Genomic DNA, 24,356 nt, shown 5'->3' with positions numbered 1-24,356 from the left:
TATTGAACCGCCGTATACGGAACCGTACGTACGGTGGTGTGAGAGGACGGTAATTTACAATTACTTCCTACTCGATCTACTGAGCGGTATTCTTTCGCCGCCACTTATCTAGCAAGAGGGCAACCTTTGCGCAAGCACTGAATTGACGAGTGGTTGAATTACTTCTAAATTTTTAGAAGTACAAATTTGCTGTTAAATAACACCACTATATCTCTTTTGTCAGTGCCGGAGGGAAATCGCGGTCAGCCGCGGAATTCTTGTTAATGGTTTACCATTTACAAGAAAGCCGAGCTTTAAGACAATCTTTGATTGGCTTAAAGTCGTGCTCGCAGCGTTCCACCAGCGTATTTCCCGTAGGCACGATGAACCACAACATGACAGTTCTAGGATTTACAAGATTCAAGTTAATTTGATATTTATTCGGCTCAAACCAATGCTCGCAGCGCTCCACCAGCGCATTTCCCGTAGGCATGAAGAACCACAACATACCAGTTCTAGGTTTTGTCATTTCAATAATGCTTGCAGCGTATTTTCTGCAGGCACGGAGAACCGATAGCATAACAGTTTAATTATCGGCAAGCAGTTTTGATTATGATTTAAGGAGTAATCGTTTGAAAATTTTTGATTCGCACACGCATTTAAATGATGAGGCTTTTGCTGGTCAGGAGGCGTTGTATGTTCAGCGCGCTGAGCAACTCGGTGTGGTTAAGATGGCAATGGTCGGTTCAAATGCAATCTTAAATGCCGGCGCTTTAAGATTAGCGTCTGAATTTCGTCAGCTTTATGCCATTATTGGTTGGCATCCTGAAGATGCGAAAGATTTCGATCAAGTGGCTGAACAACAACTGCGTGAACAATTACGATTACCGAAAGTAATTGCGGTTGGAGAAATTGGCCTAGATTACCACTGGGATACTTCGCCACGTGAGGTGCAGTGTGAAGTCTTTCGTCAGCAATTAGCGATTGCTAAAGACTATCATCTGCCAGTTTCGATTCATACCCGTGAGGCTCTGCAAGATACCTACGATATTTTAAAGGCGGCACAATTACCGGCTGGTCAAATTGTCATGCATAGTTTTAATGCTGAGTCAAAATGGGTCAAGCCGTTTTTGGATTTAGGCGCCTATTTGTCGTATAGTGGGGTGGTTACATTTAAAAACGCTGCTTATTTGCGGGAAAGTTTGCAACAAACACCCTTGGACAAATTGCTAGTGGAGACCGATGCACCTTATTTAACACCGATGCCTTATCGTGGCAAGATGAATGAACCTGGCTACACTTATTATGTTGTTGAAGGGATTGCCAAGGCATTGGGGTTACCGACAGCGACAATTGCGCAGCAAACGTACCGCAATACTTTAAAAGTTTTTCATTTAGAGGATAACGAATGATTAAAGAAGTTATTATTGTTGAGGGCCGTGACGACACTCGGCGTTTAAAAGAAGTTTTTGGCGATGTCGACACAATTGAAACTCAAGGTTCGGCAGTACCAGAATCTATTTTGTCCCAAATTGAAAGAATTGCAGAAACTCGTGACGTGGTCGTGTTAACTGATCCTGATTTTAACGGTGAAAGAATTCGCAAGAAAGTTTTGGAGATCGTCCCTCAGGCTAAACAAGCATTTCTGCCTCGTCGTGAAGCACGGCCGCATAATCGTGGTAGCTTAGGTGTCGAGCACGCATCTGCTGAAGCGTTGCAAGCCAGTTTGAAGAATATGTTGACGACGACTTCACCGACGGAAACGGCACCAGTGATTTCACAATCTGATCTGGCCGATTTAGGCTTGATTGCTGGTGTTGATGCGAAAACACGTCGTGAACAATTAGGAGACTATTTGCATATTGGTTATGCCAATGGCAAACAGTTGGCTCGCAAACTACAGATGTTTCAAATTACACCGCAAGAATTAAAAGATGCGTTGACAGAAATGGGGTTACTTTAATGACCGAGATTCAACCGCTAGATATTGCCGATCCAATTCGTACCCAAGCAATTTTACGGCGTTATGGTTTTCAATTTAAAAAGAGTTTGGGACAAAACTTTTTAACCAATAAAGCCGTGTTAACTGGTATTTTAGATGCGGCAGATTTGCAGCCAACGGATTTAGTTGTGGAAATTGGTCCAGGAATCGGGTCGTTGACAGAACAATTAGCGCGACGAGTTAAACAAGTGGTTGCCGTTGAGATTGACGAACGCTTATTGCCGATTTTAGCTGATACTCTAGCACCTTATGACAATATTGAAATTATTAATCAAGATATTCTTAAGACCGATTTAGCCACTTTAACGGCAAATTACTCGGATTATGGCGCAATCAAAGTTGTTGCTAACTTACCGTATTACATCACAACACCGATTATGTTCAGTTTAATTAATGGTGAAGTTCAACCCGATGTCTTAGTCTTGATGATGCAAAAAGAAGTGGCGCAACGCATTACTGCCGATTCTGGCAATAAACATTACGGGTCACTTAGTATTGAAGTGCAGACACAAATGACCGCAGATATTGCGCAAATTGTCCCGAGAACTTCTTTTGTACCGCAACCGAATGTTGATTCAGCCGTTTTAGTTTTGCAACGTTATCAACAGTCACCCTATCAAATTGAACATTCAGAAATGTTTGCCACCATTATTAAGAGTAGTTTTCAACAGCGACGCAAGAGTTTGCAAAATAACTTAGCCAATCTGTTCGGTAAGGATAAACGTGAACAAATTACTGAGATTATTAAGCAACTTGATTTACCTGTCCAAGTTCGCGCAGAGCAATTGCCGATTCAAAAATTTATTGACTTGAGCAATGTATGTTTCACAACATTTGCAAGTAAGCGTTCTAAATAGTGTCAATTAAATGTTCTGGATTTAAAATAGAGAAGAACTTGAGCTGAAAATTTCGGGTCCGTTTATTTTAGGTTGATGTATGACAAAAACTAGCGTGTCAGTGCCTTAACGACGCCGTTTTGTTTAAGCAAATTTTTGGTTGAACAGAACGACATCGCTGATCATCATGGTTAGTCCCATGTTTGTCCCACATATGATCATAATTTTTCAACGAACATTTGTGTAGTTGTAAATTGTGATAATTCGTGATATAATGTTTCACAAGGAGTGGGTGCATATGCCAATGTCATTAGCAACAATCAAGCATCAATTGGATGATCATCTCGGTCAACATTTAACTGTCGTCGCACAGGCTGGTCGTAAGAAGATCACTCGGCGTCATGGTACGTTGAAAGAAACATATCCAGCTGTTTTCGTGGTTGATCTTAATCAAGATGAGAATGCTTTTGAACGTGTTTCATATAGCTATACGGATCTGCTTACCAAGTCAATCGAGATTGAGTTCGACGGTGGCGACTTAGCAACAACAAATAATTAATATCATTTCTAAAAATAGACTCGGGCGGCTAACCTAGGTCTTTTTTTGTCGCTCAACGTGCCTATCTATTATTTATTGATGGTATTACGTAACTTTTGTGTTATGATTAAAAGACGAACGATTGTCACTTTATTATGGTGGATGACGCTTAATTATTCGTGCTTAATAAATACTTGGCTATTATTTATCATGATGTTGACCATGGTATTACTGATTATCTTTAATTATTAAACCAAGTTGATTAATTATTGATTGTTCGTGTTAGTCTTGCATCTCATCATCTGTACTGATTCATTTGACATTATTTTATTATGATAAGGAGTCATTTGCTATGAAGGTTCGCCGCAGTGATCGTTTAATTGACTTAACTAATTTCTTATTAGATCATCCTCGTGAATTAGTCGCATTACCGTTCTTCGTGAAACGCTATGGTTCTGCCAAGTCCTCAATCAGTGAAGATCTGGTTATTATTAAACGTGCATTTAAAGCTCAAGGCTTAGGAATTGTTCGAACATTACCGGGAGCTGCGGGTGGGGTTGAATATTTACCTGGCGTTAGTGAACCATTAGCACACGATTTCTTGGACCTGATGGCGGAAAAGATGGCCGACAGTAATCGGCTATTACCTGGTGGTTATTTGTATTTATCTGATCTCTTAGGAACGCCCACTTATTTAAAAGTGATTGGTCGGTTGATTGCTGCGCAGTACTCCGATAAAAAAGTGGACGCTGTTATGACGGTTGCGACTAAAGGGATCCCAATTGCTCAAAGTGTTGCTAGTTATTTGGGCGCGCCATTTGTTGTCGCACGACGTGATCCCAAAATCACTGAGGGCGCAACCGTTAGTGTCAACTATGTTTCTGGTTCATCTGATCGTGTTCAAAAAATGGAATTATCTAAACGTAGTTTATCTGATGGCGCCAACGTGGTTATTGTGGATGATTTCATGAAGGGCGGCGGGACCATTCATGGGATGCACGATCTCATTAAAGAATTTAATGCTCATTTAGTCGGAATTACTGTTTTCGCTGAGACCGCCTTTAGTGGTCAACGTGCGGTTCAGGACTATACGTCGTTATTAGAAGTCGTCGAGATTAACACACAGACCGACCAAATTCAGGTTCAACCGGGTAATTATTTAGAAAAGTTAGCCACAATGAACGCTGCTCGAGAAAATTAAAATAATAATTTCAAATTAAAATGGTGTTTCGCCAACGCGTATTAAAAGGCCGTCTTGAGTTTTTGAATTAGCCTAGTTACGCTGTTGATCAGGTTTTTTAGTAGAGCGAAGCGACGTTGTTAAACGAACCAGATTCAGCGTTTTGTTCGCTGATCAGACCAAATAAAATAAACTGGGATTTTTTGTCTCAGTTTATTTTTTTACCCATAAATCAAGATAAAACGCTATTGCAAGGCGTTTTTCTATTGAGTTTCTTTTTTTGGTAAGTTATTATTAAGGGTGTGTATCAGTTAATTGGTCTAGATGAAGGGAAGTTTATTATGTCAAGTCGTTATGCAATTGTCCTGGCAGCTGGTCAGGGCACGCGGATGAAATCTAAACTTTATAAAGTATTGCATCAAGTTTGTGGCCGGTCAATGGTCGATCATGTCATTACTCAGGTTGAATTGGCTCAGCCTGAACAAATCGTCACGGTTGTGGGGCATGGTGCTGAAGCCGTTGAAGACTTATTAGGTGATCGTAGTACTTATGCCTTTCAAGAAGAACAATTGGGCACTGGCCACGCTGTTTTGCAAGCTGAGCCACAATTAGGTGCTCAAGAAGGAATGACTTTAGTTGTTAATGGTGATACACCGCTGTTAACTGCGCAAACTTTTGAAAAACTATTTGCTTATCATCAAGCAAAAGGTGCTAAGGCGACAATTTTAACAGCTCAGGCTGAAGATCCGACAGGCTATGGGCGAATTATTCGTAATGAGTTAGGAATTGTCGAACGAATTGTCGAACAAAAAGATGCGACTCAAGAAGAGGCTGCCGTTCATGAAATTAATACGGGCGTCTTTTGTTTCGACAACCAAACACTTTTTAATGCCTTACACCAAGTTACGAATCATAATGCTCAAGGCGAGTATTATTTGACCGATGTGATTCAAATTATTAAAGATGCTGGTGGGATTGTTGCGGCTTATCAAACTCCTGATTTCACAGAATCATTAGGTGTTAATGATCGCGTCGCTTTATCCGTCGCCACCAAAATTATGCAACAACGAATTAATGAGCAACATATGCGTAACGGGGTGACGTTAATCGACCCCGCAACGGCGCATATTGACATTGACGTTAAGATTGGTTCAGATACCATTGTTGAAGGCAGTGTTAACTTAAAAGGCCATACTGAAATTGGCGGTGACTGTGTGATTGGTTCGCATTCTGAATTGGTTGATGCGAAGATCCATGATCGCGTTCAGATTACTAGTTCAACAATTGAAGAAGCAGAAATGATGTCCGGTTCTAACATTGGGCCTAATAGTCATCTCCGGCCTAAAGCTGTGATTGGTGAAGAGGCGCATATTGGTAATTTCTGCGAAGTTAAAAACGCAACGATTGGTGCACGGACTAAAGTGGGGCATCTATCATACGTCGGCGATGCAACGTTAGGTACAGATATTAATGTTGGTTGTGGTGTGGTGTTCGTTAATTATGATGGCGTTAAGAAATTCCATACTAATGTTGGCAATCACAGTTTTATCGGTAGTAATAGTAATTTAGTCGCACCATTAGAACTGGATCAACATAGCTTTGTTGCTGCTGGCTCAACGGTTACAAACGATGTTCCCGAGCATGCCATGGCGATTGCTCGAGCTCGTCAAGTGAATAAAGATAACTATTGGCAAAAATTACCCCTTGCTCAAGATCCTGATTGGTTATAAAATCTTGTTAGTGTGTCAAATTAGGAGGAAACGATGACTAGTAAATACGTTGAGTCAGAGCTTAAAATCTTTGCCTTAAATTCTAATAAGCCGTTAGCAGAGAAAATTGCTGCTGCGGTCGGAGTACCATTAGGAAAATCATCTGTTACTCGCTTTTCAGATGGTGAAATTCAAATTAATATTGAGGAAAGTGTTCGTGGTGACGATGTTTTTATCATTCAATCCACTTCTGCACCAGTCAATGATAATTTGATGGAATTATTGATTACAATTGATGCGTTGCGTCGTGCCTCAGCGCGAACAATTAACGCAGTGATTCCATATTATGGTTATGCACGTCAAGATCGTAAAACTCGCGCGCGTGAGCCGATTACTGCACGGTTAGTTGCTGACATGTTACAACGTGCCGGAGCCGATCGAATCGTGGCATTAGACTTACATGCTGCACAAATTCAAGGCTTCTTTGATATTCCGGTTGATCATTTAGTTGGTTCACCGTTAATTGCTGATTATTTCCTGTCCAATCATCTGAATGAAGATGCGGTTGTGATTTCACCTGATCATGGTGGCGTTGGTCGAGCACGGCGGTTGGCCGAGTTCTTAAAAACACCAATTGCTATTATTGACAAACGTCGGCCTCGTGCCAACGTTGCTGAAGTCATGAATATTATTGGCAATGTTAAGAATAAGCGCGCGATCATTATTGACGATATGATTGACACCGCCGGTACGATAACCTTAGCCGCTCAAGCACTAGTTGATGCCGGAGCAACTGAAGTTTATGCCAGCTGTACGCATCCAGTTTTATCAGGCCCAGCTATTCAGCGAATTACGGATTCTCCAATCAAGAAGTTAGTCGTTACGGATTCGATTCAATTAACCTCAGAAAAAATGATTCCTAAGATGGTACAAATTTCTGTTGGTCCACTAATCGGCGATGCTATCAAACGTATTTACGAAAATCAAGCTGTTAGTCCACTATTTGTTACTCGTTTTACGCAACATTAATCAAGTCGTCTTATCGCTCGAATGAACAAAGCTCCCAGTCAATATTACTTTTGACTGGGAGCTTTTTGAATGATAGAAAATTGAAGTATCCTTTTCTGTGCTTGCTGTGAATTCTAGAACTATTATATTGTGTTTCTTCGTGCCTGCGGGAAATGCGCTGGTGGAACGCTGCGAGTTTGATTTGAGCCAAATTAAAACCCATTTGTCTCAAATACAAACTTTCTTGTAAATGGTAAACCATTAACAAGAATGACGCGGCTGACCGCGATTTCCCTCCGGCACTGACAAGAGTGATGATATTGCGTGATATAACCGCGAATTTGTGCTTCTAAAAAATTAGAAGTGATTCAACCACTCGTCAATTCAGCGCTTGCGCAAAGGTTGCTATCTTGTTTGTTTACTGAGGGAAAATAAATACCGCTCAGTGGTGAGATTGTTGTTGCAGCTTTAGCTGTTACAACAAGACCTGTCTTGGAGACAATTTTGCAAAAATTGGCTTCAAGCAGTGTCCACCACGTTCCAGCGACAAGTATTTATTTTCCCTCACGGTACTCGCCACGCTCCATATGCAACCTTTGCACAAGCGCGAAGAACCGCAAAGCAACAGTTCCGGGTTTTAGTTAGTCGGTCAATATCATAATTGACTTTGCGGATCGATTAAATTGTCGTTGTGCAAGTAACTTTGGAATTTATGGTAGAGTGGCTCAAATAATTGCAATTCTTCAGGATGGACCATTTCTCTGGGAAAGAAGAAGCGTTCATCGCCGGTGCTTTTACCGGTGATTGCGGCAACAATGGGACTAACCGTTGATAATTCTTCCAAGGCACCATCTTTTTCCATTAATTCAATTTGAGTTTTAGGTTCTTTTGAAGAGGGGTCATAAGCGTCGTATGGCAAATCATAACTGTCGTTAATGGCAGTGTAGTATTCAGGATTAAAGCCGGCCTCTTCGATCAGTCGTTGCAGATCAGGAATTAAGTAACGCGTAGCTGGTGTAAAACGAACGGATTTAAACGGTCGGCGATCTAAGAAACGTGAGGCTAAGTCACGGAGAATATCGTCAGGGTGATCGCGCCATAGCGTAAAGTAAGTGGTCAGCGTGCCATCATCAAGCCGTAAGTAATCGCTTAAATTCCAATCGTTCTCTAAAAACGGCACTAATAAATTTGGTGTTTGACTTGCGGTCATTTGATCATGCTCGTATAGATATTTAGCACGGTGTAATAAATGATCCAAGACCACTTCCATAGCGCGGCTAACTGGGTGGAAATAAACCTGTTGGTACATTTGGAAACGACAGACAATATAATCTTCAACCGCATGCATGCCATCACTTTGAAAAGCAATCCCATTTTTATAGGGACGCATTACGCGGAGAATTCTGGTTAAATCAAACATGCCGTACTTTGTTCCCGTGTTGTAGGCATCGCGCAGTAAATAATCCATTCGGTCGGCATCAATTTGACTACTGATCATTTGAACGACTTGGGGATTTGGATAAGTTTTACCAATCACGCTGGCAACCTCAGCAGGGAACTCTGGACTAACTTCGCGTAGCACGCGATTAACTTGTGTATCTGGTGATGTTAAAATAGCGCGCGTAATTGCTTCATGATCGGTATCAAAGATGTGTTCAAAAGTATGTGATTCAGGGCCGTGACCAATGTCGTGCAATAATGCAGCACACAAGGCGACGATTCGTTCGTTGTCATCCCAAAGACCATCGCCAGGTGTTTGGGTTGGATAATTACGTTGAAAGTTATCGCAGATTTGGCGTGTGATTTCATAAACGCCAACCGAATGGGTGAAACGTGAATGTTCTGCACCATGGAAGGTGAATGAGGATGCACCTAACTGTTTGATGCGGCGCAAGCGCTGAAATTCAGGTGTGTTGATTAAATCAAGAATAACTTGATGTGTGACGTGAATATAATTTTGGACTGGATCACGTAGAACCTTCTCGCGTGGTAAGATGACGACATTGCGCATAGGATCACTCCTTATTTACATCATCATTTGTCATCGCGATTAAAACGTTAAAGATGACTGAAATGAATGATGATTTCTATTTGTTGCTACTGTTAGTATACCGTAAACAGGCCTATTCTGTGCAGTTTGTACCCCTTTTTCAATAAAATAATGCATTTTTGCGAAAAAAGAATGCGTAATGTCTTATAATAGATTAAATGCATCGACAATCGGGTTAATTAAACTGGGGAGAGGTGAAACATGGCATTAGATGCTAACGCGGAATTATCAATTAAAATTCACTTAACAACGCAGATTGAGCAAGACGGTCAATTTGAACAACATGTTTTTGATGTGACTGGGCAACTTATTCGAATGGGTACCACGCTATATTTGCGTTACCATGAAATGAATACAGAGACTTCTGCAGCTGTTCCGGTTACGTTGAAATTGCAAGAGGATGGTCTGATTATTTTAACGCGTGGTCAAGATGAAACTCGTTTGCAATTACGTTTCGCCTTAGCTCACGAAATTGAGACGGTTTATCAAACACCGTATGGCAATGTGCCGATTATCACGCGGACCACGATGATGAAAGTGCGTCTACAAAATGAACCGACGACTGGTGAAATTGCACTTGATTATGTGTTGCTCAGTAGCCATCAACAACTAGGAAAATACCAATTAAGATTGATTTTCCAACAATAATCGAGTATTATAAAAGATAGATTGCTGAAAGGATGTGTCCCCGTGCAACTAGACATTTTTGCGGGTCAGAAGAAATCCGAACTATCAATGATTGAGGTTGCTCACGCTATTCTTGTAGAGTCTGGCGAAGCAATGGCTTTTGCTGATATTGTTAACCAAATTCAAACTTATTTAGGTAAAAGTGACGAAGAGATTCGTGCTCGACTGGGTCAATTTTATACTGACTTAAACGAGGGTGGTAGTTTTATTTCACTTGGCGAGAACGTTTGGGGTTTACGTGAGTGGTATCCCTTCGATTCTGTCGATGAAGAAGTTAACCATCCTGAAGATGAGGAAGATGTTCCTCGTAAGAAGCGTCGTCATAAGGTTAATGCCTTCTTAGCTGACGTTTCCGATGATGATGATGTTATCGACTATAATGATGATGATCCAGAAGATGATGACACATTAGTCGCTCCTGAAGATGAAGAAGACGACGATACAGCGGCCAGCAGCACGAACATTACCAGTGTCTTTAAGAGTACTGATATGACAGACATTGATGATAGTGATGATGACGATGATAGCGATGAGCTTGATGATGGTATCGAAGGTCAACTGTCTGAGTTTAACGATGACGAGTTAGTCGATAATACTGATGCTGACTTCAGTGACGATGATGACGAAGCTGATGATGATTCAGACGACGATGACGACCAAGAATAATTTTGATTGTCACATATAAGTCGGAATAGCATTGATCATATTTTCTGTAAACAAAGGACTTGACGAATGCCTGAAATATTTGTAGTATATCTTTTGGGCACTTTACATTGTAAAGTCAATCGCATTAAGTCTCCTATTCGATGAATAGGAGACTTTGTTTTGTTTATCCCTGATTTTCACAACTTATAGAGGAGTGTCAAAATGACAAAGTATATTTTTGTAACTGGCGGCGTTGTTTCTTCATTGGGTAAAGGTATCGTTGCTGCATCATTAGGTCGCTTGTTGAAGAACCGCGGCTTAAAAGTAACGATGCAGAAGTTCGACCCCTACATCAACGTCGACCCTGGTACTATGAATCCTTATCAACATGGTGAAGTATTTGTGACGAACGATGGTGCTGAAACTGATTTAGATTTAGGCCACTATGAACGTTTCGTCGACAATGATCTTAACCGATACTCCAACGTAACCACTGGTAAAGTTTATTCGGAAGTTATTCGTCGTGAACGCCACGGTGATTATAACGGTGCGACGGTTCAAGTTATTCCACATATCACAGATATGATCAAAGATAAGATCATGCGGGCCGCCAATACGACGGACTCAGATGTCATTATCACAGAAGTCGGTGGAACAGTTGGTGATATCGAGTCGTTGCCATATCTTGAAGCGTTACGCCAAATGAAAGCCGAAGTTGGTGCTGAGAATGTTGTTTACATTCATACAACTTTAATTCCATATTTACGAGCTGCTGGTGAGATGAAAACAAAGCCGACTCAACATAGTGTCAAAGAGTTACGGAGTATTGGCATTCAACCAGATATTTTGGTGGTACGTTCTGAAAAACCAATTACTCAAGAAATGCGTAATAAGATTGCCTCATTCTGTGATGTTGATCCAGAAGCCGTGATTGAATCATTGGATGTTAAGACGTTATATGCTATTCCGTTGAATTTACAAAAGCAAAATATGGATCAAATTGTTTGCGATTATCTGCATTTAGCAACACCTAAAGCCAATATGACTGAATGGCAACAACTTGAATATCGAGTTCAACATTTAACCCACCGGACTAAAATTACTTTGGTTGGTAAATATGTTGAATTACAAGATGCCTATATTTCGGTTACTGAAGCTTTAAAACATGCTGGCTATCTCTTCGATTCTGATATCGAGTTAGTTAAAGTTCAAGCAGAAGATATTACTGATGATAACGTTGCTGATTATTTAGGCGATACACAAGGTATTATTGTACCTGGTGGTTTTGGGAACCGTGGTCTTGAAGGTAAAATTGCCACAATCAAGTATGCTCGCGAGCATGATATTCCGTTTTTAGGGATTTGTTTAGGTATGCAAATGGCCTGTGTAGAATTTGCCCGTGACGTTTTAGGTTACGCAGATGCTGATACAACCGAAGTCAATCTTGAAACTAAACATAACGTAATTGACTTGATGGCCGATCAAGAAGGCGTTGAAAACATTGGGGGAACGCTGCGTTTAGGTGCTTATCCTTGCAAGCTCAAACCAGGATCAGTCGCAGCCGCCGCTTATGATAACCAAAGTGTGATTCAAGAACGTCATCGTCATCGTTATGAATTCAACAACAAATATCGGGATGAGATGGCCGCTAAAGGCATGGTCTTCTCAGGTGTTTCGCCAGATAATCGTTTAGTTGAAATTATCGAATTACCAGACAAGAAATTCTTCGTTGCCGCACAATACCACCCAGAATTCTTATCACGACCAATGCGTCCAGAAGGTTTATTTAAGTCGTTTGTTAAGGCCGCTTCTGATTTACCAGAACATGCTTGGGAAAAGGCTGACAACTAGTTTGCTTTGTCAGTGACTGTTAGCTGAATTGACTAATCAGCGTGAAAAAAATAAATTGAGTTCAATGATTAACGCAACTGCTTTATTTGACTGGATTCTTGATTGAGCAGAACGGTTTGATCAGGGTGTTTAAGACCAAGACTTCAACTTATCATCGAGATCAAAAACGGAACTGGGATTTTCGCCCAAGTTCCGTTTTTTTGTGTGGTGAAAACCTAATTAAGGCGTTGTTTCACCGTGAAACTTTTCAGAAGACGTGGATTATAGCTTGTTTTTTCGCCCTGAATTCTATATGATAGTTATTGGCAACGCTTGTGTTATGCGAACGTATGTCCAACAATTCGAGATAAGAAGATATTCTTATTTGCCGTTTCATATTAATTAATCTTAGTAAACTGACAATTAATGACTTAATTACATGATGATAAAGGAACCTGCCACATGAAAAAAATGATTATCCACGGCGGAAAGCCACTGTCTGGTGAAGTTTGTATCGGTGGTGCTAAGAATAGTACCGTTGCGTTGATACCAGCTGCCATTCTTTCTGAGTCTAAGGTTCAACTTGATGGTGTTCCTTTGATCCAAGATGTTAAGAACTTAAGAGCTATTCTTGATGATATGAACGTTTCGTCTGAACTTAATGAGACTTGTTTAGAAATTGATCCCACTCGTATTGTGTCGAAGCCATTGCCTAACGGTAAAATTAAGAGTTTGCGTGCTTCCTATTATTTTATGGGGGCATTATTAGGGCGCTTTGGTCGAGCTATTGTTGGTATGCCTGGTGGCGATGATATTGGACCGCGACCAATTGATCAACATATTAAGGGGTTTGAGGCGTTAGGCGCCCGCGTTAGTAATGAATGCGGTGCGATGTTTATTCAAGCACCAGACGAAGGGCTGCATGGTGCGCGAATATATTTTGATATGGTTTCAGTAGGAGCTACGATTAACGTTATTTTAGCTGCGGTGCGCGCGACAGGAACAACCATCATCGAAAACGTTGCGAAAGAACCTGAGATTATTGATTTAGCAACTTTTTTGAACAACATGGGCGCCAAAATTCGTGGTGCTGGTACTGACACGATTCGCATCGAAGGCGTGCCTCATTTGTATGCACGCAATTCGCACACGATTATTCCTGATCGAATCGAAGCCGGTACTTATTTGTCAATGGCTGCGGCTATTGGCAACGGGATCACGGTTAAAAATATTATTAGTGAACATTTAGATTCATTTTTAGCCAAGATGGAAGAGATTGGTGTTCATTTTGATGTTAACGAGGATAGCATTTATGTCTATCCAACAGGTGATCTTAGAATGGTCACGGTTAAAACGATGCCTTATCCTGGCTTCGCAACCGATTTGCAGCAACCAATTACGCCGCTACTGTTAAAGGCGCAGGGTGAGGGCATGATCGTTGATACGATTTATCCGAAACGAGTCCGCCACGTCCCTGAATTAGTGCGGATGGGTGCTAATATCACGGTTGAGAACGATATTATTTTATTGCGCCATACTGATAAACTGCAGGGAACAGATGTTACAGCCGACGAAATTCGCGCGGGCGCAGCTTTAATGATCGCTGGTCTAATGGCAGAAGGCACGACGACGATTCATAAAGTTGAGAATATTTTGCGTGGTTATGATCGCGTTATTATGAAATTGCGTAATTTAGGTGCTGATGTGGAAATGGCTGATGAAGCCGACAGCGTAGAAACCAAGCACGTGATTGAAGCCGTCGCAACTGAAAAAAAAGCATTGTAAAACAACAATAGTCATGGTAAAATTATTAATTGTTAATGATTTGTCGAATTGGACTCTAGCATAGCAAATGTGTTAGGGAAAAGGAGTTAGGAAAAATGAAACAAGGAATTCATCCAGATTATCATGAAGTCGTATTTATGGACTCAGCAACAGGTTTTAAATTTGTTTCTGGTTCAACAAAAACATCAAGTGAAACAGTTGAATTTGAGGGTAAAGAATATCCATTGATCCGTGTGGAAATCACTTCAGACTCACATCCATTCTACACTGGTAAGCAGAAGTTTACGCAAGCCGATGGCCGTGTAGATCGTTTCAACAAGAAGTATGGTTTAACAGACGACAACAAGAAGTAGTCAATAATTTTTTGTTGATTGTTTAAAGGCAACAGGTGAAAGTCGATTAGGGCAATTAACCTAGTTGCTTTTTTAACCGAAGTTCTGCTTGAAGAGCGCGTTTTAGTCATGATATTTGAACTCAGATTTTGTCTGATGAGGATATCGAAAAAAGGATTTGGGGAGTTTATCCCCAATCCTTTTTTGTTTACAACGGTTATTGGTCTATAATAAAACTTATGTGTTTTTAGTGAGTGTTGATTTTTTTAATCATCGTATTTCCAAGACAGTATTGAATTAATAAGATTGGGTGATTTTAGTCATGAATGAGACAAAGAAACGCCTACCACAATGGCAACAGAACTTACGAATTCTTTGGTTCGGTTGCTTTATGGTGGGGATTGGTTTTAGTTTAATAACGCCATTTATGTCGTTATATATAGATTCCTTGGGTAAATATACTCAGACACAATTGAACTTGTGGAGTGGGGTAACCTTTTCGTCAACGTTTTTAGTAACCGCAATTGTTTCACCAATGTGGGGACGATTAGCCGATCAAAAAGGCCGCAAGTTAATGTTAATGCGTGCTTCAATCGGGATGGCAATCGTGATCACCTTAATGGGATTGGTCACCAATGTTTATCAACTTGTTGCATTACGATTCCTGCAAGGTGTCTTCTCTGGTTACATTAGCAATGCAAATGCGCTAATTGCGACGCAAACGCCTCGTGAGCACAGCGGCCAAGCTTTAGGGACACTAACTACTGGTAGTGTCACAGGAACGCTGCTAGGGCCTTTATTGGGCGGAATTGTTGCGACGGCGTTTGGCTATCGTGTAACTTTCTTTATTACGGGTTCACTGTTGTTCATTGTGTTTATTTTGACCGTTTTTGCGGTTCATGAGAAATTTACCCCAATTGCGCGCAGTGCACAACAATCAATGCGCAAATTATTTACGGAGTTAAAACATCCCGAAGTTATTATTGGCATGTTTGTGACCACCTTAATCATCCAGGCTTCTAATAATTCGATTAACCCTATTTTAAGTTTGTATGTCCGCCAATTAGTTGGTAACACCAGTAGTTTAAATATTATTAGTGGCATTATCGCATCAATTCCTGGAATTGCTACGCTGATTGCGGCACCAAGATTTGGTGCGTTAGGTGATCGCATCGGCACTCAAAAAATCTTATTCTTTGGATTATTGTTCGGATTACTGGTTTATTTCCCACAAGCCTTCGTCCAAAATATTTGGCAGTTAGGAATCTTGCGGTTCTTCGTGGGCATAGTTGATGCGGCATTGTTACCACAAGTGCAGACTTTATTAGCTAAGAACTCACCTCATGAAGTTACCGGACGAATCTTTAGCTATAATCAATCTTTCCAAGCGACGGGTAATGTTATTGGCCCCATGCTTGGTTCGGTTGTTTCTGGCGGCTTTGGTTATGGCGGTGTCTTTATTTCTTCGACAGTCCTAGTTATTATTAATTTAATCTGGGTCCGTTTTTCAACGCGTGAGATTAATTAGACTTTAATTTTTTGATAGATTGCGTGAGGCACTTGCGACTGCAAGTGCTTTTTTTGGTGCGCTTGTCTGAAAAATCTAGAACTATGATGTTGAAGTTCTTCGTGCCTACGGGAAATGCGCTGGTGGAACGCTGCGAGTATTGATTTGAGCCAAATCAAAGCCCGATTTGTCTCAAATACAAACATTCTTGTAAGTGGTAAACCACTAACAAGAATGCCGCGGCTGACCGCGATTTCCCTCCTGCACTGACGAACGAGATGATATGGCGTGTTTTAATAGCAAATTTGTGCTCCTGAAAGTTAGAAGCACTCCAACCACTTGTTAATTCAGCGCTTGCGCAAAGGTTGCCATCTTGCTTGTTTAGTGAGGGAAAATAAATACCGCTCAGTAGTGACATGAATGTTGGCAATTTATTGCTTACATTAAGGCTCGCATTTGAGACGATTTGTATTTCAATCGGCTCAAATCGACGCCCACTACGTTCCAGCGACACGTATTTATTTTCCCTCACGGTACTCGTCACACTAAATAAGCAACCTTTGCACAGGCACGAAGAAGCACGACACAACAGTTTTAGGCTTTAGCACGTTGGATGACGAAAGCAAAATAATTTTGCTCAGTGGCAAAATTAGGATTATATCCGTTGCACTCAAGATTACACTGGGATAAATTTTGGAATTTACTGCGTCGCTAGTTGGCTTAAGTGTAGTAAACGGGTAAAATAGGATTAATGAGATTTTAGAGGCTTAGTCAGTTAATCTCTAGCGATAAGTTATTTGTTACTTTTGCAATCGTGTTGAACAGTGAAGTTAGCTCGAATTATTCGTGACAAGATTGAGAATATCTTGCTTTACTTTAAGTTTTGGATTAAAATAAAGGTTCATTTACTCGGGAGTTAAATCAAATTTTTTATTCTTAGGAGGAATCACGTTGATGAAACTATACTTTATGTACGGTGGACGTACTGCAGAACATGATGTCACGATTATGAGTACGCGCTCCGCACTTGAGGCAATTGATTATAACAAGTACGAAGTTATTCCGATTTACATTACGCGCGCTGGTGAGTTTATTAAGGGTTTGCCCATCACAGCGCCAGTTGCTGACGACCAAGCACTTAAGTTGGATGTTGCAGCAACGGCCAGTTGGCGTCAAGAGCCAGAACATTCTTTAGGAACTAAATTCCAGTTAGAAGAATTAGCCAATGCTAAAGATGCGGTAGTATTTCCGATGATTCACGGTACTTTCGGTGAAGATGGTACTATTCAAGGACTATTGGAAGTCTTAAATGTTCCATATGTCGGTGCCGGCATTCGTGCTAGTGCTGTCGCAATGGACAAAATTATGTCAAAGATTATTTTTGACGAATTTAAAATTCCGCAAGTGCCATATGTGGCTGTTTTAGCCGCACACTATCAAGCTGCTAGTGATATTAAAGCCATTCATACCAAAATTTCATCTGAATTAGGTTTTCCGGTTTACGTTAAGCCAGCCAATGGCGGTTCAAGTATTGGTATTACTAAAGTTGATACAGCAGCAGACTTACAAGCTGCATTGGTATTAGCTTTCAAGTATGACGATCGTGTAATTGTTGAACAAGGTATTGTTAATGCGCGTGAATTAGCTGTTGGTGTTTTAGGTAACAATGATCCTAAGGCTTCAATTGCTGGTGAAATTGGTAAGAAACAAGAATTTTATGATTATGAATCAAAATTCGTTGACGGTTCAACTAAGCTAATTATCCCTGCCAGCATTACGAATGAACAATTGTTGGCTGTTCAAAAATATTCAATTCTGGCCTTCAATGCCGTTGGTGCAACTGGCTTAACACGGGCGGACTTCTTCTTGAATGAAGCTGGCGACGTATTCTTAAACGAGATTCAAACATTACCTGGGTTTACTGAGTTTTCGATGTATCCTTATTTATGGCAGGCGAGTGGTGTTGCCTATGCTGATTTAATTGATCAATTGATTCAATTGGGAATTGATGAGTATCAAGTGAAAAGTCAAATCTCAGCCAACTTCTAAAGTACAGCAATTCTATAAGTAAATGACAGTGAGGTCCCATATCAATGAAAATGACATTAGCTGAAATCGCTCAAGCAGTAGGTGCAACGATTTCAGAAGTGCAACAAACACAATTTTCAAACGTTGTAATTAATAATATCGCGATTGACAGTCGCAAGGCAACACAAGGAAGTTTGTTTGTGCCGTTAGTTGGTCGCCGTGATGGTCACGAATTTGTTGACAGTGCGCAACGTAATGGTGCGTCGGCAACATTCTGGCAAACAGGTCATGCTGACCGTCCTAATGATATTTCGGTCATTGAAGTTGCTGATCCTTTAACCGCGTTGCAAGAATTAGCGAAGTATTATTTAATGAAAGTTAATCCGCAAGTCATTGCCGTGACCGGCAGTAATGGTAAAACAACGACTAAGGATATGATTGCGGCTATTTTGGCAACGCAAAATAATACTGCTAAAACACAGGGCAATCACAATAATGCAATCGGTGTACCGTTAACTATTTTAGGGATGGAAACCAATACTGAGATATTAGTTGTAGAAATGGGAATGGATCATTTCGGGCAGCTAACGTTTTTGAGTGATATGGTTAAACCTGATCTTGCTGTTATTACGATGATTGGCGAAGCACATATTGAATTCTTCGGTACTCGCGATAAAATTGCGGATGCCAAGATGGAGATTACATCTGGTCTCAAAGAAGATGGCACGCTGATTATTAATGGTGATGAACCACTATTAACAAGTCGTGCTGCGAAATGGGAACCAATGACTTTTGGATTCAACGATGATAATTATCTTTATAAAACATCGATGCAACTTGGTTCTAAACGCTCAGAATTTACAGTCAACAAGTGGCCCAAGATTGAATTCTCCATTCCAATGATGGGAGAATTTAATGTGATGAACGCTTTAGCAGCTTTAACAGTAGGGCGTCGCTTCCACATTAAACCGGAAACAATGGCTGCTGCGTTGGCAACATTCCAGCCAACCGAGAACCGTAATCAGTGGTTGAAGAGTAAATCAGGTGCGATGATTTTAAGTGACGTTTATAATTCTAACCCCACTGCTGTTCATGAGGTCTTACAGGGCTTTGTGGCAGCACCAACCGTTGGGCAACATATTGTTGTTTTAGGTGATATGTTGGAATTGGGTGAAAAGTCTGGTGAACTTCATGCTGGCTTAGCCACGGATATCACACCAGATCAGATTCAGCAAGTTTACTTGTATGGTCCAGAAATGGCCTATTTATATCAAGCTCTGCAATCGCGTTATTCAGAAACAACACTGCATTACTATGATCAAAGTCAACAAGCTAAATTGATTCAAGACTTACAAGCGGCCGTGACTGCCGCAGATCTAGTTCTGCTAAAGGCAAGTAACGGGATGCACTTTGATCAGGTATTAAAAGAGTTAATGTAATTGAATGCATATGAAGCCGCGGTAATTTTGCCGTGGCTTCTTTTTGTCTTTTTGAATATTTCGGCGATGTTTATTGATGTCCTTGTGAGATTATTCATGGTATATTTCGAGCTTTGTGATATGTCCTAAAACTGTTATATTGCAGTTCTTCGTGCCGACGGGAAATGCACTGGTGGAACGCTGTGGGCTCGACTTTAAGCCAATCTGCGATTGTCTTAAAGCTCGGCCTTCTCGTAAGCGATAAATCGCTAACGAGAATTTCACAGCTGACCGCGATTTCCCTCCGGCACTGACCAAAGTGCGTTAGTACAGCTTAACCTCAAATTTGTACTTCTCAAATTTTTTTTGAGGGTAATTTAACCACTCGTCAATTCAGCGCTTGCGCATAGGTTGCACTCTTGTCAGATTAGTGGCGGCGAAATAATACCGCTCAGTAGTGAAATTACTGTTGGTGATTTATCACCTACAGTAAGGCTCGTATTTGAGACGATTTGTACTTTAATCGGCTCAAATCGACGCCCACTACGTTCCAGCGCAAAGTATTATTTCGCCGCCACGACAACGCGCATGTCTTATCAGCAACCTTTGCGCAAGCGCGAAGAACCACAACAAAGCAGTTTCAGTTTCCACTGTCTTAATCAGCAGTATTTACCATTTTTTATGATAACAAGAAACAAATACTAACAACCAATTTCTTAGTAATGATGATGTTTTTAGAAGTAAATTTCAAAGAAACAATTCGTTTTGCAATTTGTTTTCTGAAAACATTTGCTAGCCTAGTTGCTTGTGATTGGCTTAAATTAATGGTATTATATTAAGAACGCTGTTAAGACAGTGTTATTGAAAAAAGTGATTGCAGGCAGACTTATTGAGTGAGTAATGAAAACCTTCTGTGATGTGATTGTTTTTTTCAGAACATAGGAGGATATTTTTTGAAATTTTCAGAACTTAATTTAGATGATCAGTTACTTACTGCAGTCGAAAAGGCCGGTTTCACTGAAACTACCCCAATCCAAGAGAAGACAATTCCCTTGGTGTTAGGTGGCGACGATGTCATTGGTCAGGCGCAGACAGGTACTGGTAAAACTGCTGCTTTTGCATTACCAATTATTCAAAAAGTTGATATGAATGAACACAATATTCAGGCGTTGGTTATTTCACCAACTCGTGAATTGGCTGTTCAGACTCAAGAAGAAGTTTCCCGTTTAGGTCGGGGCGAGCATGTCCGCGCACTTGCTGTTTATGGTGGTGCTGATATTGGCCGGCAGATTCGTAATTTAAAAGATTCACCACAAGTACTTGTTGGGACACCAGGTCGTTTGTTAGACCATATTAATCGTCGGACAGTTCGTCTGGACCACATTCATACCATCGTGCTTGATGAGGCCGACGAAATGTTGGATATGGGTTTCGTTGAAGATATCGAGAGCATTTTAAGTCATGTTCCCAATGACCATCAGACGTTACTTTTCTCAGCTACTATGCCTAAGGCAATTATGGGTATTGCTGAAAAATTCATGCAAAGCCCTAAAATTGTTAAGATCAAGTCAAAAGAGTTAACAGCCGATTTGATTGATCAATATTATGTGCGTTCAAAAGAATTTGAACGTTTTGATATTATGACACGTTTGTTCGATGTCCAAAATCCGAAGCTTGCTTTGATTTTTGGCCGGACGAAGCGTCGTGTTGATGAATTGACTAAGGGCTTGCAAGCTCGTGGTTATAACGCTGAAGGTATTCACGGCGACTTAACTCAACAGAAACGGATGAGCGTTTTACGTCAATTTAAGAATGGTGAGTTACAATTCTTAGTTGCTACTGACGTTGCTGCTCGTGGTTTGGATATTTCTGGTGTAACGCATGTTTACAACTATGATATTCCGCAGGATCAAGATAGTTATGTCCATCGTATTGGTCGTACGGGCCGTGCTGGTGCTAAAGGTGTCGCCGTAACTTTTGTCGCACCAAACGAAATGACATACTTACATGCAATCGAGGAATTAACTCGGGTGCGTGTAACACCGCTCAAGCCACCAACGGCTAAAGAAGCTTTTCATGGTCAGGTTGAAATGGCAAATGGTACGGTTGATGAATTAGTTAAGCAGAGTGATTCAGAGCGTTTCGTAGGACCTGCTCAAGAATTGTTGGAGAAGTTCTCTCCAGAACAATTAGCAACTGCTTTGTTGAAATCATTGATTAAAGATGAAAACGAAGTCCCAGTTCATATCGCACCAGAACGCCCATTACCTGGTCGAAAAGTTTCGCGTAGTAGTCATGGCAATAGTCATGGTGGACGTGGTGGTTATCGGGGTAATGGTAACCGTCATAGTAGTTATTCACATGATCGCCACAGCAATGGCAGTGGCAATGGTTCACGTCATAGTGATCGTGATCGCGGCGGTCATGATTCCAGCCGGAAGCACGATTCAAATCGTGGTTCAGATGCTAAGCGTCACACATCAAATAAACGCAACTTTACAATCCGTAAAAACCCTAACGCATAATTTAATAACTTTCTAAGGCAAGGTGAAAATTTTTTTCATCTTGCTTTTTTAATGCGCTGGTAACACGTCATCGCTAATCAAAAAAAACTAGTTGCTCGAATTATTTGTTTTAATGACATGAATTAATTTCATCTTATTTTGAAAATGTTAAGTTTTACTAATCTGAATATTTCGCTTATGATAGTTTGAGAAGAGGGAAGGATGTGCTGCAAATGATTTACGGTATTGGTATTGATTTAACAGATATTCCCCGGATTATTCAGGCTTATCAACGCAATTCACGTTTTGCTGATAAAGTTTTGACAGACAAAGAATTGGCTATTTTTCAGCAAATACCTAATTCAAAATTTCAAATGGAATATTTAGCTGGTCGTTTCTCGGCTAAGGAATCTTATTCTAAAGCTTATGGCACTGGTCTAGGGAAAATTGGTCTTCATGATATTGAAATTCTTGATGATCCTCTAGGTAAACCGGTGATTACGAAACAGCCATATGCCGGCGCGGCATATGTTACGATTTCGCATACAGATGCGTTAGTGACGACTGAAGTTATTCTAGAAACGATAGAGAAGGATTAGAAGATGCAACCATCATATTTACGACCAACTTATATCGAGGTCGATCAACAAGCAATTTATCACAATGTTCATGAAGAGAAGCGACGTTTGAATGCGGAGACGGCGCTTTTTGCGGTCGTTAAAGCGGACGCTTATGGTCACGGTTTAATTCCGGTTGCACGTGTGTGTCAAGAAGCCGGCGCAACGGGTTTTTGCGTCGCCACAATTGATGAGGCTTTAGCGTTGCGTGCTGCGCAAATTGCCGCACCAATTCTGGTATTAGGAATTACGAGTGCACAAGCTGCACCTGTTGCTGCCGCGCAGAATATTTCGTTAACAGTCGGTGATCAAGACTGGTTGGATGATGCAAGTAACTTTTTAAGTGAGGTTACTGATTGCCCACAGTTAAAAATTCATTTTGCGACCGATACAGGTATGGGTCGAATTGGTTTTACTGATGTTGTCGCCTTGCATACTACTGCAATTTTTGTTGAGGAATCAAAATATTTTACTTTAGAAGGTATTTTTACTCACTTTGCAACTGCTGATGAAAAAGATACAATTTACTTTGAACAGCAAGTGGCTAAGTTTAAACTGATGTTGGCGGCTTTACCAAAACGACCACGTTATGTTCACGTCGCAAATTCAGCGACTAGTTTATGGCACGAAGCCTGCCAGTGCAACATGATTCGTTTCGGCGTTGCCATCTATGGTTTAAATCCTTCTGGCCATGCTTTAGCTGCACCCTATGATTTACAACCCGCATTATCGTTATTTAGCGAGTTGATTTTTGTGAAACAGATTCATGCTGGTGATTCGGTTAGTTATGGTGCTACTTATACGGCGCAAAATGATGAGTGGATTGGCACGATTCCGATTGGGTATGCCGACGGTTGGTTGCGTCGCATGTCGGGCATGACTGTTCTAATTAAAGGGCAACGTTGTCCAATTGTTGGCCGCGTCTGCATGGATCAAATCATGGTGCGGCTACCAGAAAAATTCGCAGTTGGTGAGAAAGTTACTTTAATCGGTCGTGATGAAGCTGATGAAATCACGTTGCAAGAGGTAGCTGATTATGCGGATACGATTCATTATGAAATCGTCTGCGATCTGCACGATCGGATTCCTCGCCATTATTTGCCAAGAAGAGAGGATTAATAGTATCTTAGGTTTGAGCTTCTTCGCACTTGTGTAAAGGTTGCATACGAAAAGTGCGGGTGCCGTGGCGGCAAATAAATACTTGTCGCTGGAACGTAGTGGGCGTCGATTTGAGCCGAAACGTGCTACAAGCAACTGATGGCATTAATTTAATTGAAAAAATTGTTGCATTAGCTTGCATCAATTTTTCAATTAAATTAATGCCATCAACCCGTTGCTTTCCGCACTCTCCGATTGAAATACAAATCGTCTCAAATACGAGCCTTAATGTAGGCAATAAATTGCCAACATTAATGTCACTACTGAGCGGTATTTATTTTCCACCACTAAACAAGCAAGAGAGCAACCTTTGCGCAAGTGCTGAAATGACGAGTGGTTGAATTCCTTCAAATTTTTAGAAACACAAATTTGCAGTTAAGCTGCACTAACGCTCGTTTTTCAGTGCCGGAGGGAAATCGCGGTTAGCCGCGGTATTCTTGTTAGTGGTTTACCACTTACAAGAAAGTTTGGTGCGCTCGGCATGATTGTTATCTAGGCGGTGAAAGTCCGCTATGAGCCGTAGTAGTCGGAATCATAAGTCGA

General features: G+C 40.9%; 21 protein-coding genes. 19 read left to right on the top strand and 2 right to left on the bottom strand.

What is annotated here, in order from left to right; all coding sequences use genetic code 11:
• Positions 1 to 611: 611 nt before the first annotated feature.
• The 7 genes from EKM65_RS09555 to EKM65_RS09525 all read left to right on the top strand — a co-directional run bounded on the left by EKM65_RS09555 (position 612) and on the right by EKM65_RS09525 (position 7,273).
• Positions 612 to 1,391, top strand: a complete 780-nt coding sequence (locus tag EKM65_RS09555; RefSeq protein WP_125607893.1) for a TatD family hydrolase — start codon at positions 612 to 614, stop codon at positions 1,389 to 1,391.
• On the top strand, positions 1,388 to 1,942 hold the full coding sequence (rnmV, locus tag EKM65_RS09550) for a ribonuclease M5 (RefSeq protein ID WP_125607891.1): 555 nt from the start codon (positions 1,388 to 1,390) through the stop codon (positions 1,940 to 1,942). Before EKM65_RS09555 ends, rnmV begins: the two co-directional genes overlap by 4 nt.
• A complete protein-coding gene (gene rsmA, locus EKM65_RS09545; protein WP_125607889.1) occupies positions 1,942 to 2,838 on the top strand; it encodes a 16S rRNA (adenine(1518)-N(6)/adenine(1519)-N(6))-dimethyltransferase RsmA in 897 nt (298 codons plus the stop codon). The genes rnmV and rsmA overlap by 1 nt, the downstream gene beginning before the upstream one ends.
• A 277-nt stretch (positions 2,839 to 3,115) precedes the next feature.
• On the top strand, positions 3,116 to 3,376 hold the full coding sequence (locus EKM65_RS09540; protein WP_125607887.1) for a Veg family protein: 261 nt from the start codon (positions 3,116 to 3,118) through the stop codon (positions 3,374 to 3,376).
• A gap of 331 nt (positions 3,377 to 3,707) precedes the next feature.
• A complete protein-coding gene (purR, locus tag EKM65_RS09535; protein ID WP_125607886.1) occupies positions 3,708 to 4,556 on the top strand; it encodes a pur operon repressor in 849 nt (282 codons plus the stop codon).
• A gap of 320 nt (positions 4,557 to 4,876) precedes the next feature.
• Complete coding sequence (gene glmU, locus EKM65_RS09530) at positions 4,877 to 6,265, top strand: bifunctional UDP-N-acetylglucosamine diphosphorylase/glucosamine-1-phosphate N-acetyltransferase GlmU (protein WP_125607884.1); 1,389 nt, start codon at positions 4,877 to 4,879, stop codon at positions 6,263 to 6,265.
• 33 nt (positions 6,266 to 6,298) lie between these two features.
• Positions 6,299 to 7,273: a ribose-phosphate diphosphokinase gene (locus EKM65_RS09525; protein ID WP_125607882.1), complete on the top strand. Its 975-nt coding sequence runs from the start codon at positions 6,299 to 6,301 to the stop codon at positions 7,271 to 7,273.
• A 634-nt stretch (positions 7,274 to 7,907) separates the two neighbouring features.
• Here EKM65_RS09525 and EKM65_RS09520 read toward each other — a convergent pair.
• Positions 7,908 to 9,263: an HD domain-containing protein gene (locus EKM65_RS09520; RefSeq protein ID WP_125607880.1), complete on the bottom strand. Its 1,356-nt coding sequence runs from the start codon at positions 9,261 to 9,263 to the stop codon at positions 7,908 to 7,910.
• 240 nt (positions 9,264 to 9,503) lie between these two features.
• Here EKM65_RS09520 and EKM65_RS09515 point away from each other — a divergent pair, with 240 nt between their 5' ends.
• From EKM65_RS09515 to EKM65_RS09490, 6 genes are all read left to right on the top strand, one after another.
• Positions 9,504 to 9,950, top strand: coding sequence for a DUF1934 domain-containing protein (locus EKM65_RS09515; protein WP_125607878.1), 447 nt, complete (start codon positions 9,504 to 9,506; stop codon positions 9,948 to 9,950).
• A gap of 42 nt (positions 9,951 to 9,992) precedes the next feature.
• Positions 9,993 to 10,655 (top strand): DNA-directed RNA polymerase subunit delta, encoded by a 663-nt coding sequence (gene rpoE, locus EKM65_RS09510; RefSeq protein ID WP_125607876.1) that lies wholly within the window; start codon positions 9,993 to 9,995, stop codon positions 10,653 to 10,655.
• 201 nt (positions 10,656 to 10,856) lie between these two features.
• On the top strand, positions 10,857 to 12,485 hold the full coding sequence (locus EKM65_RS09505; protein WP_125607874.1) for a CTP synthase: 1,629 nt from the start codon (positions 10,857 to 10,859) through the stop codon (positions 12,483 to 12,485).
• 441 nt (positions 12,486 to 12,926) lie between these two features.
• On the top strand, positions 12,927 to 14,249 hold the full coding sequence (locus tag EKM65_RS09500) for a UDP-N-acetylglucosamine 1-carboxyvinyltransferase (protein ID WP_125607872.1): 1,323 nt from the start codon (positions 12,927 to 12,929) through the stop codon (positions 14,247 to 14,249).
• 95 nt (positions 14,250 to 14,344) lie between these two features.
• Positions 14,345 to 14,602, top strand: coding sequence for a type B 50S ribosomal protein L31 (locus EKM65_RS09495; protein WP_125607871.1), 258 nt, complete (start codon positions 14,345 to 14,347; stop codon positions 14,600 to 14,602).
• A 301-nt stretch (positions 14,603 to 14,903) separates the two neighbouring features.
• Complete coding sequence (locus EKM65_RS09490; protein ID WP_125607869.1) at positions 14,904 to 16,109, top strand: multidrug efflux MFS transporter; 1,206 nt, start codon at positions 14,904 to 14,906, stop codon at positions 16,107 to 16,109.
• Positions 16,110 to 16,263: 154 nt separating this feature from the next.
• On the opposite strand, the gene EKM65_RS09485 is transcribed toward EKM65_RS09490, so the two are convergent.
• Positions 16,264 to 16,620 (bottom strand): hypothetical protein, encoded by a 357-nt coding sequence (locus EKM65_RS09485; RefSeq protein WP_125607867.1) that lies wholly within the window; start codon positions 16,618 to 16,620, stop codon positions 16,264 to 16,266.
• A gap of 422 nt (positions 16,621 to 17,042) precedes the next feature.
• On the opposite strand from EKM65_RS09485, the gene EKM65_RS09480 reads away from it, so the two are divergent.
• The 6 genes from EKM65_RS09480 (at position 17,043) to EKM65_RS09455 (ending at position 24,154) form a co-directional block, all read left to right on the top strand.
• Complete coding sequence (locus EKM65_RS09480; RefSeq protein WP_225420447.1) at positions 17,043 to 18,137, top strand: D-alanine--D-alanine ligase family protein; 1,095 nt, start codon at positions 17,043 to 17,045, stop codon at positions 18,135 to 18,137.
• 44 nt (positions 18,138 to 18,181) lie between these two features.
• Positions 18,182 to 19,555 carry a UDP-N-acetylmuramoyl-tripeptide--D-alanyl-D-alanine ligase gene (locus EKM65_RS09475; RefSeq protein ID WP_125607863.1) on the top strand — a complete coding sequence of 458 codons (1,374 nt, stop codon included), beginning with the start codon at positions 18,182 to 18,184 and terminating at the stop codon, positions 19,553 to 19,555.
• 932 nt (positions 19,556 to 20,487) lie between these two features.
• Positions 20,488 to 22,059 (top strand): DEAD/DEAH box helicase, encoded by a 1,572-nt coding sequence (locus EKM65_RS09470; RefSeq protein WP_125607862.1) that lies wholly within the window; start codon positions 20,488 to 20,490, stop codon positions 22,057 to 22,059.
• Between the two features lie 212 nt (positions 22,060 to 22,271).
• Positions 22,272 to 22,637, top strand: coding sequence for a holo-ACP synthase (gene acpS, locus EKM65_RS09465; protein WP_125607860.1), 366 nt, complete (start codon positions 22,272 to 22,274; stop codon positions 22,635 to 22,637).
• 3 nt (positions 22,638 to 22,640) lie between these two features.
• Positions 22,641 to 23,774 (top strand): alanine racemase, encoded by a 1,134-nt coding sequence (gene alr, locus EKM65_RS09460; protein WP_125607857.1) that lies wholly within the window; start codon positions 22,641 to 22,643, stop codon positions 23,772 to 23,774.
• Positions 23,775 to 23,884: 110 nt separating this feature from the next.
• Complete coding sequence (locus tag EKM65_RS09455) at positions 23,885 to 24,154, top strand: hypothetical protein (RefSeq protein WP_125607855.1); 270 nt, start codon at positions 23,885 to 23,887, stop codon at positions 24,152 to 24,154.
• Positions 24,155 to 24,356: the final 202 nt, after the last annotated feature.

Source organism: Lapidilactobacillus bayanensis, from assembly GCF_003946695.1.
In the GTDB taxonomy this organism is placed as follows: domain Bacteria; phylum Bacillota; class Bacilli; order Lactobacillales; family Lactobacillaceae; genus Lapidilactobacillus; species Lapidilactobacillus bayanensis.
Note: the sequence above shows the minus strand (reverse complement) of the source record. Positions and strands in the feature narration are given on the sequence as shown.

Coding starts and splice junctions, on each gene's coding strand:
- EKM65_RS09540 (WP_125607887.1), top strand. CDS start 3,116: ATGCCAATGTCATTAGCAACAATCAAGCATCAATTGGATGATCATCTC.
- alr (WP_125607857.1), top strand. CDS start 22,641: ATGCAACCATCATATTTACGACCAACTTATATCGAGGTCGATCAACAA.
- EKM65_RS09515 (WP_125607878.1), top strand. CDS start 9,504: ATGGCATTAGATGCTAACGCGGAATTATCAATTAAAATTCACTTAACA.
- EKM65_RS09495 (WP_125607871.1), top strand. CDS start 14,345: ATGAAACAAGGAATTCATCCAGATTATCATGAAGTCGTATTTATGGAC.
- rsmA (WP_125607889.1), top strand. CDS start 1,942: ATGACCGAGATTCAACCGCTAGATATTGCCGATCCAATTCGTACCCAA.
- EKM65_RS09525 (WP_125607882.1), top strand. CDS start 6,299: ATGACTAGTAAATACGTTGAGTCAGAGCTTAAAATCTTTGCCTTAAAT.
- EKM65_RS09500 (WP_125607872.1), top strand. CDS start 12,927: ATGAAAAAAATGATTATCCACGGCGGAAAGCCACTGTCTGGTGAAGTT.
- glmU (WP_125607884.1), top strand. CDS start 4,877: ATGTCAAGTCGTTATGCAATTGTCCTGGCAGCTGGTCAGGGCACGCGG.
- EKM65_RS09505 (WP_125607874.1), top strand. CDS start 10,857: ATGACAAAGTATATTTTTGTAACTGGCGGCGTTGTTTCTTCATTGGGT.
- EKM65_RS09475 (WP_125607863.1), top strand. CDS start 18,182: ATGAAAATGACATTAGCTGAAATCGCTCAAGCAGTAGGTGCAACGATT.
- EKM65_RS09490 (WP_125607869.1), top strand. CDS start 14,904: ATGAATGAGACAAAGAAACGCCTACCACAATGGCAACAGAACTTACGA.
- acpS (WP_125607860.1), top strand. CDS start 22,272: ATGATTTACGGTATTGGTATTGATTTAACAGATATTCCCCGGATTATT.
- EKM65_RS09480 (WP_225420447.1), top strand. CDS start 17,043: ATGAAACTATACTTTATGTACGGTGGACGTACTGCAGAACATGATGTC.
- EKM65_RS09520 (WP_125607880.1), bottom strand. CDS start 9,263: ATGCGCAATGTCGTCATCTTACCACGCGAGAAGGTTCTACGTGATCCA.
- rnmV (WP_125607891.1), top strand. CDS start 1,388: ATGATTAAAGAAGTTATTATTGTTGAGGGCCGTGACGACACTCGGCGT.
- purR (WP_125607886.1), top strand. CDS start 3,708: ATGAAGGTTCGCCGCAGTGATCGTTTAATTGACTTAACTAATTTCTTA.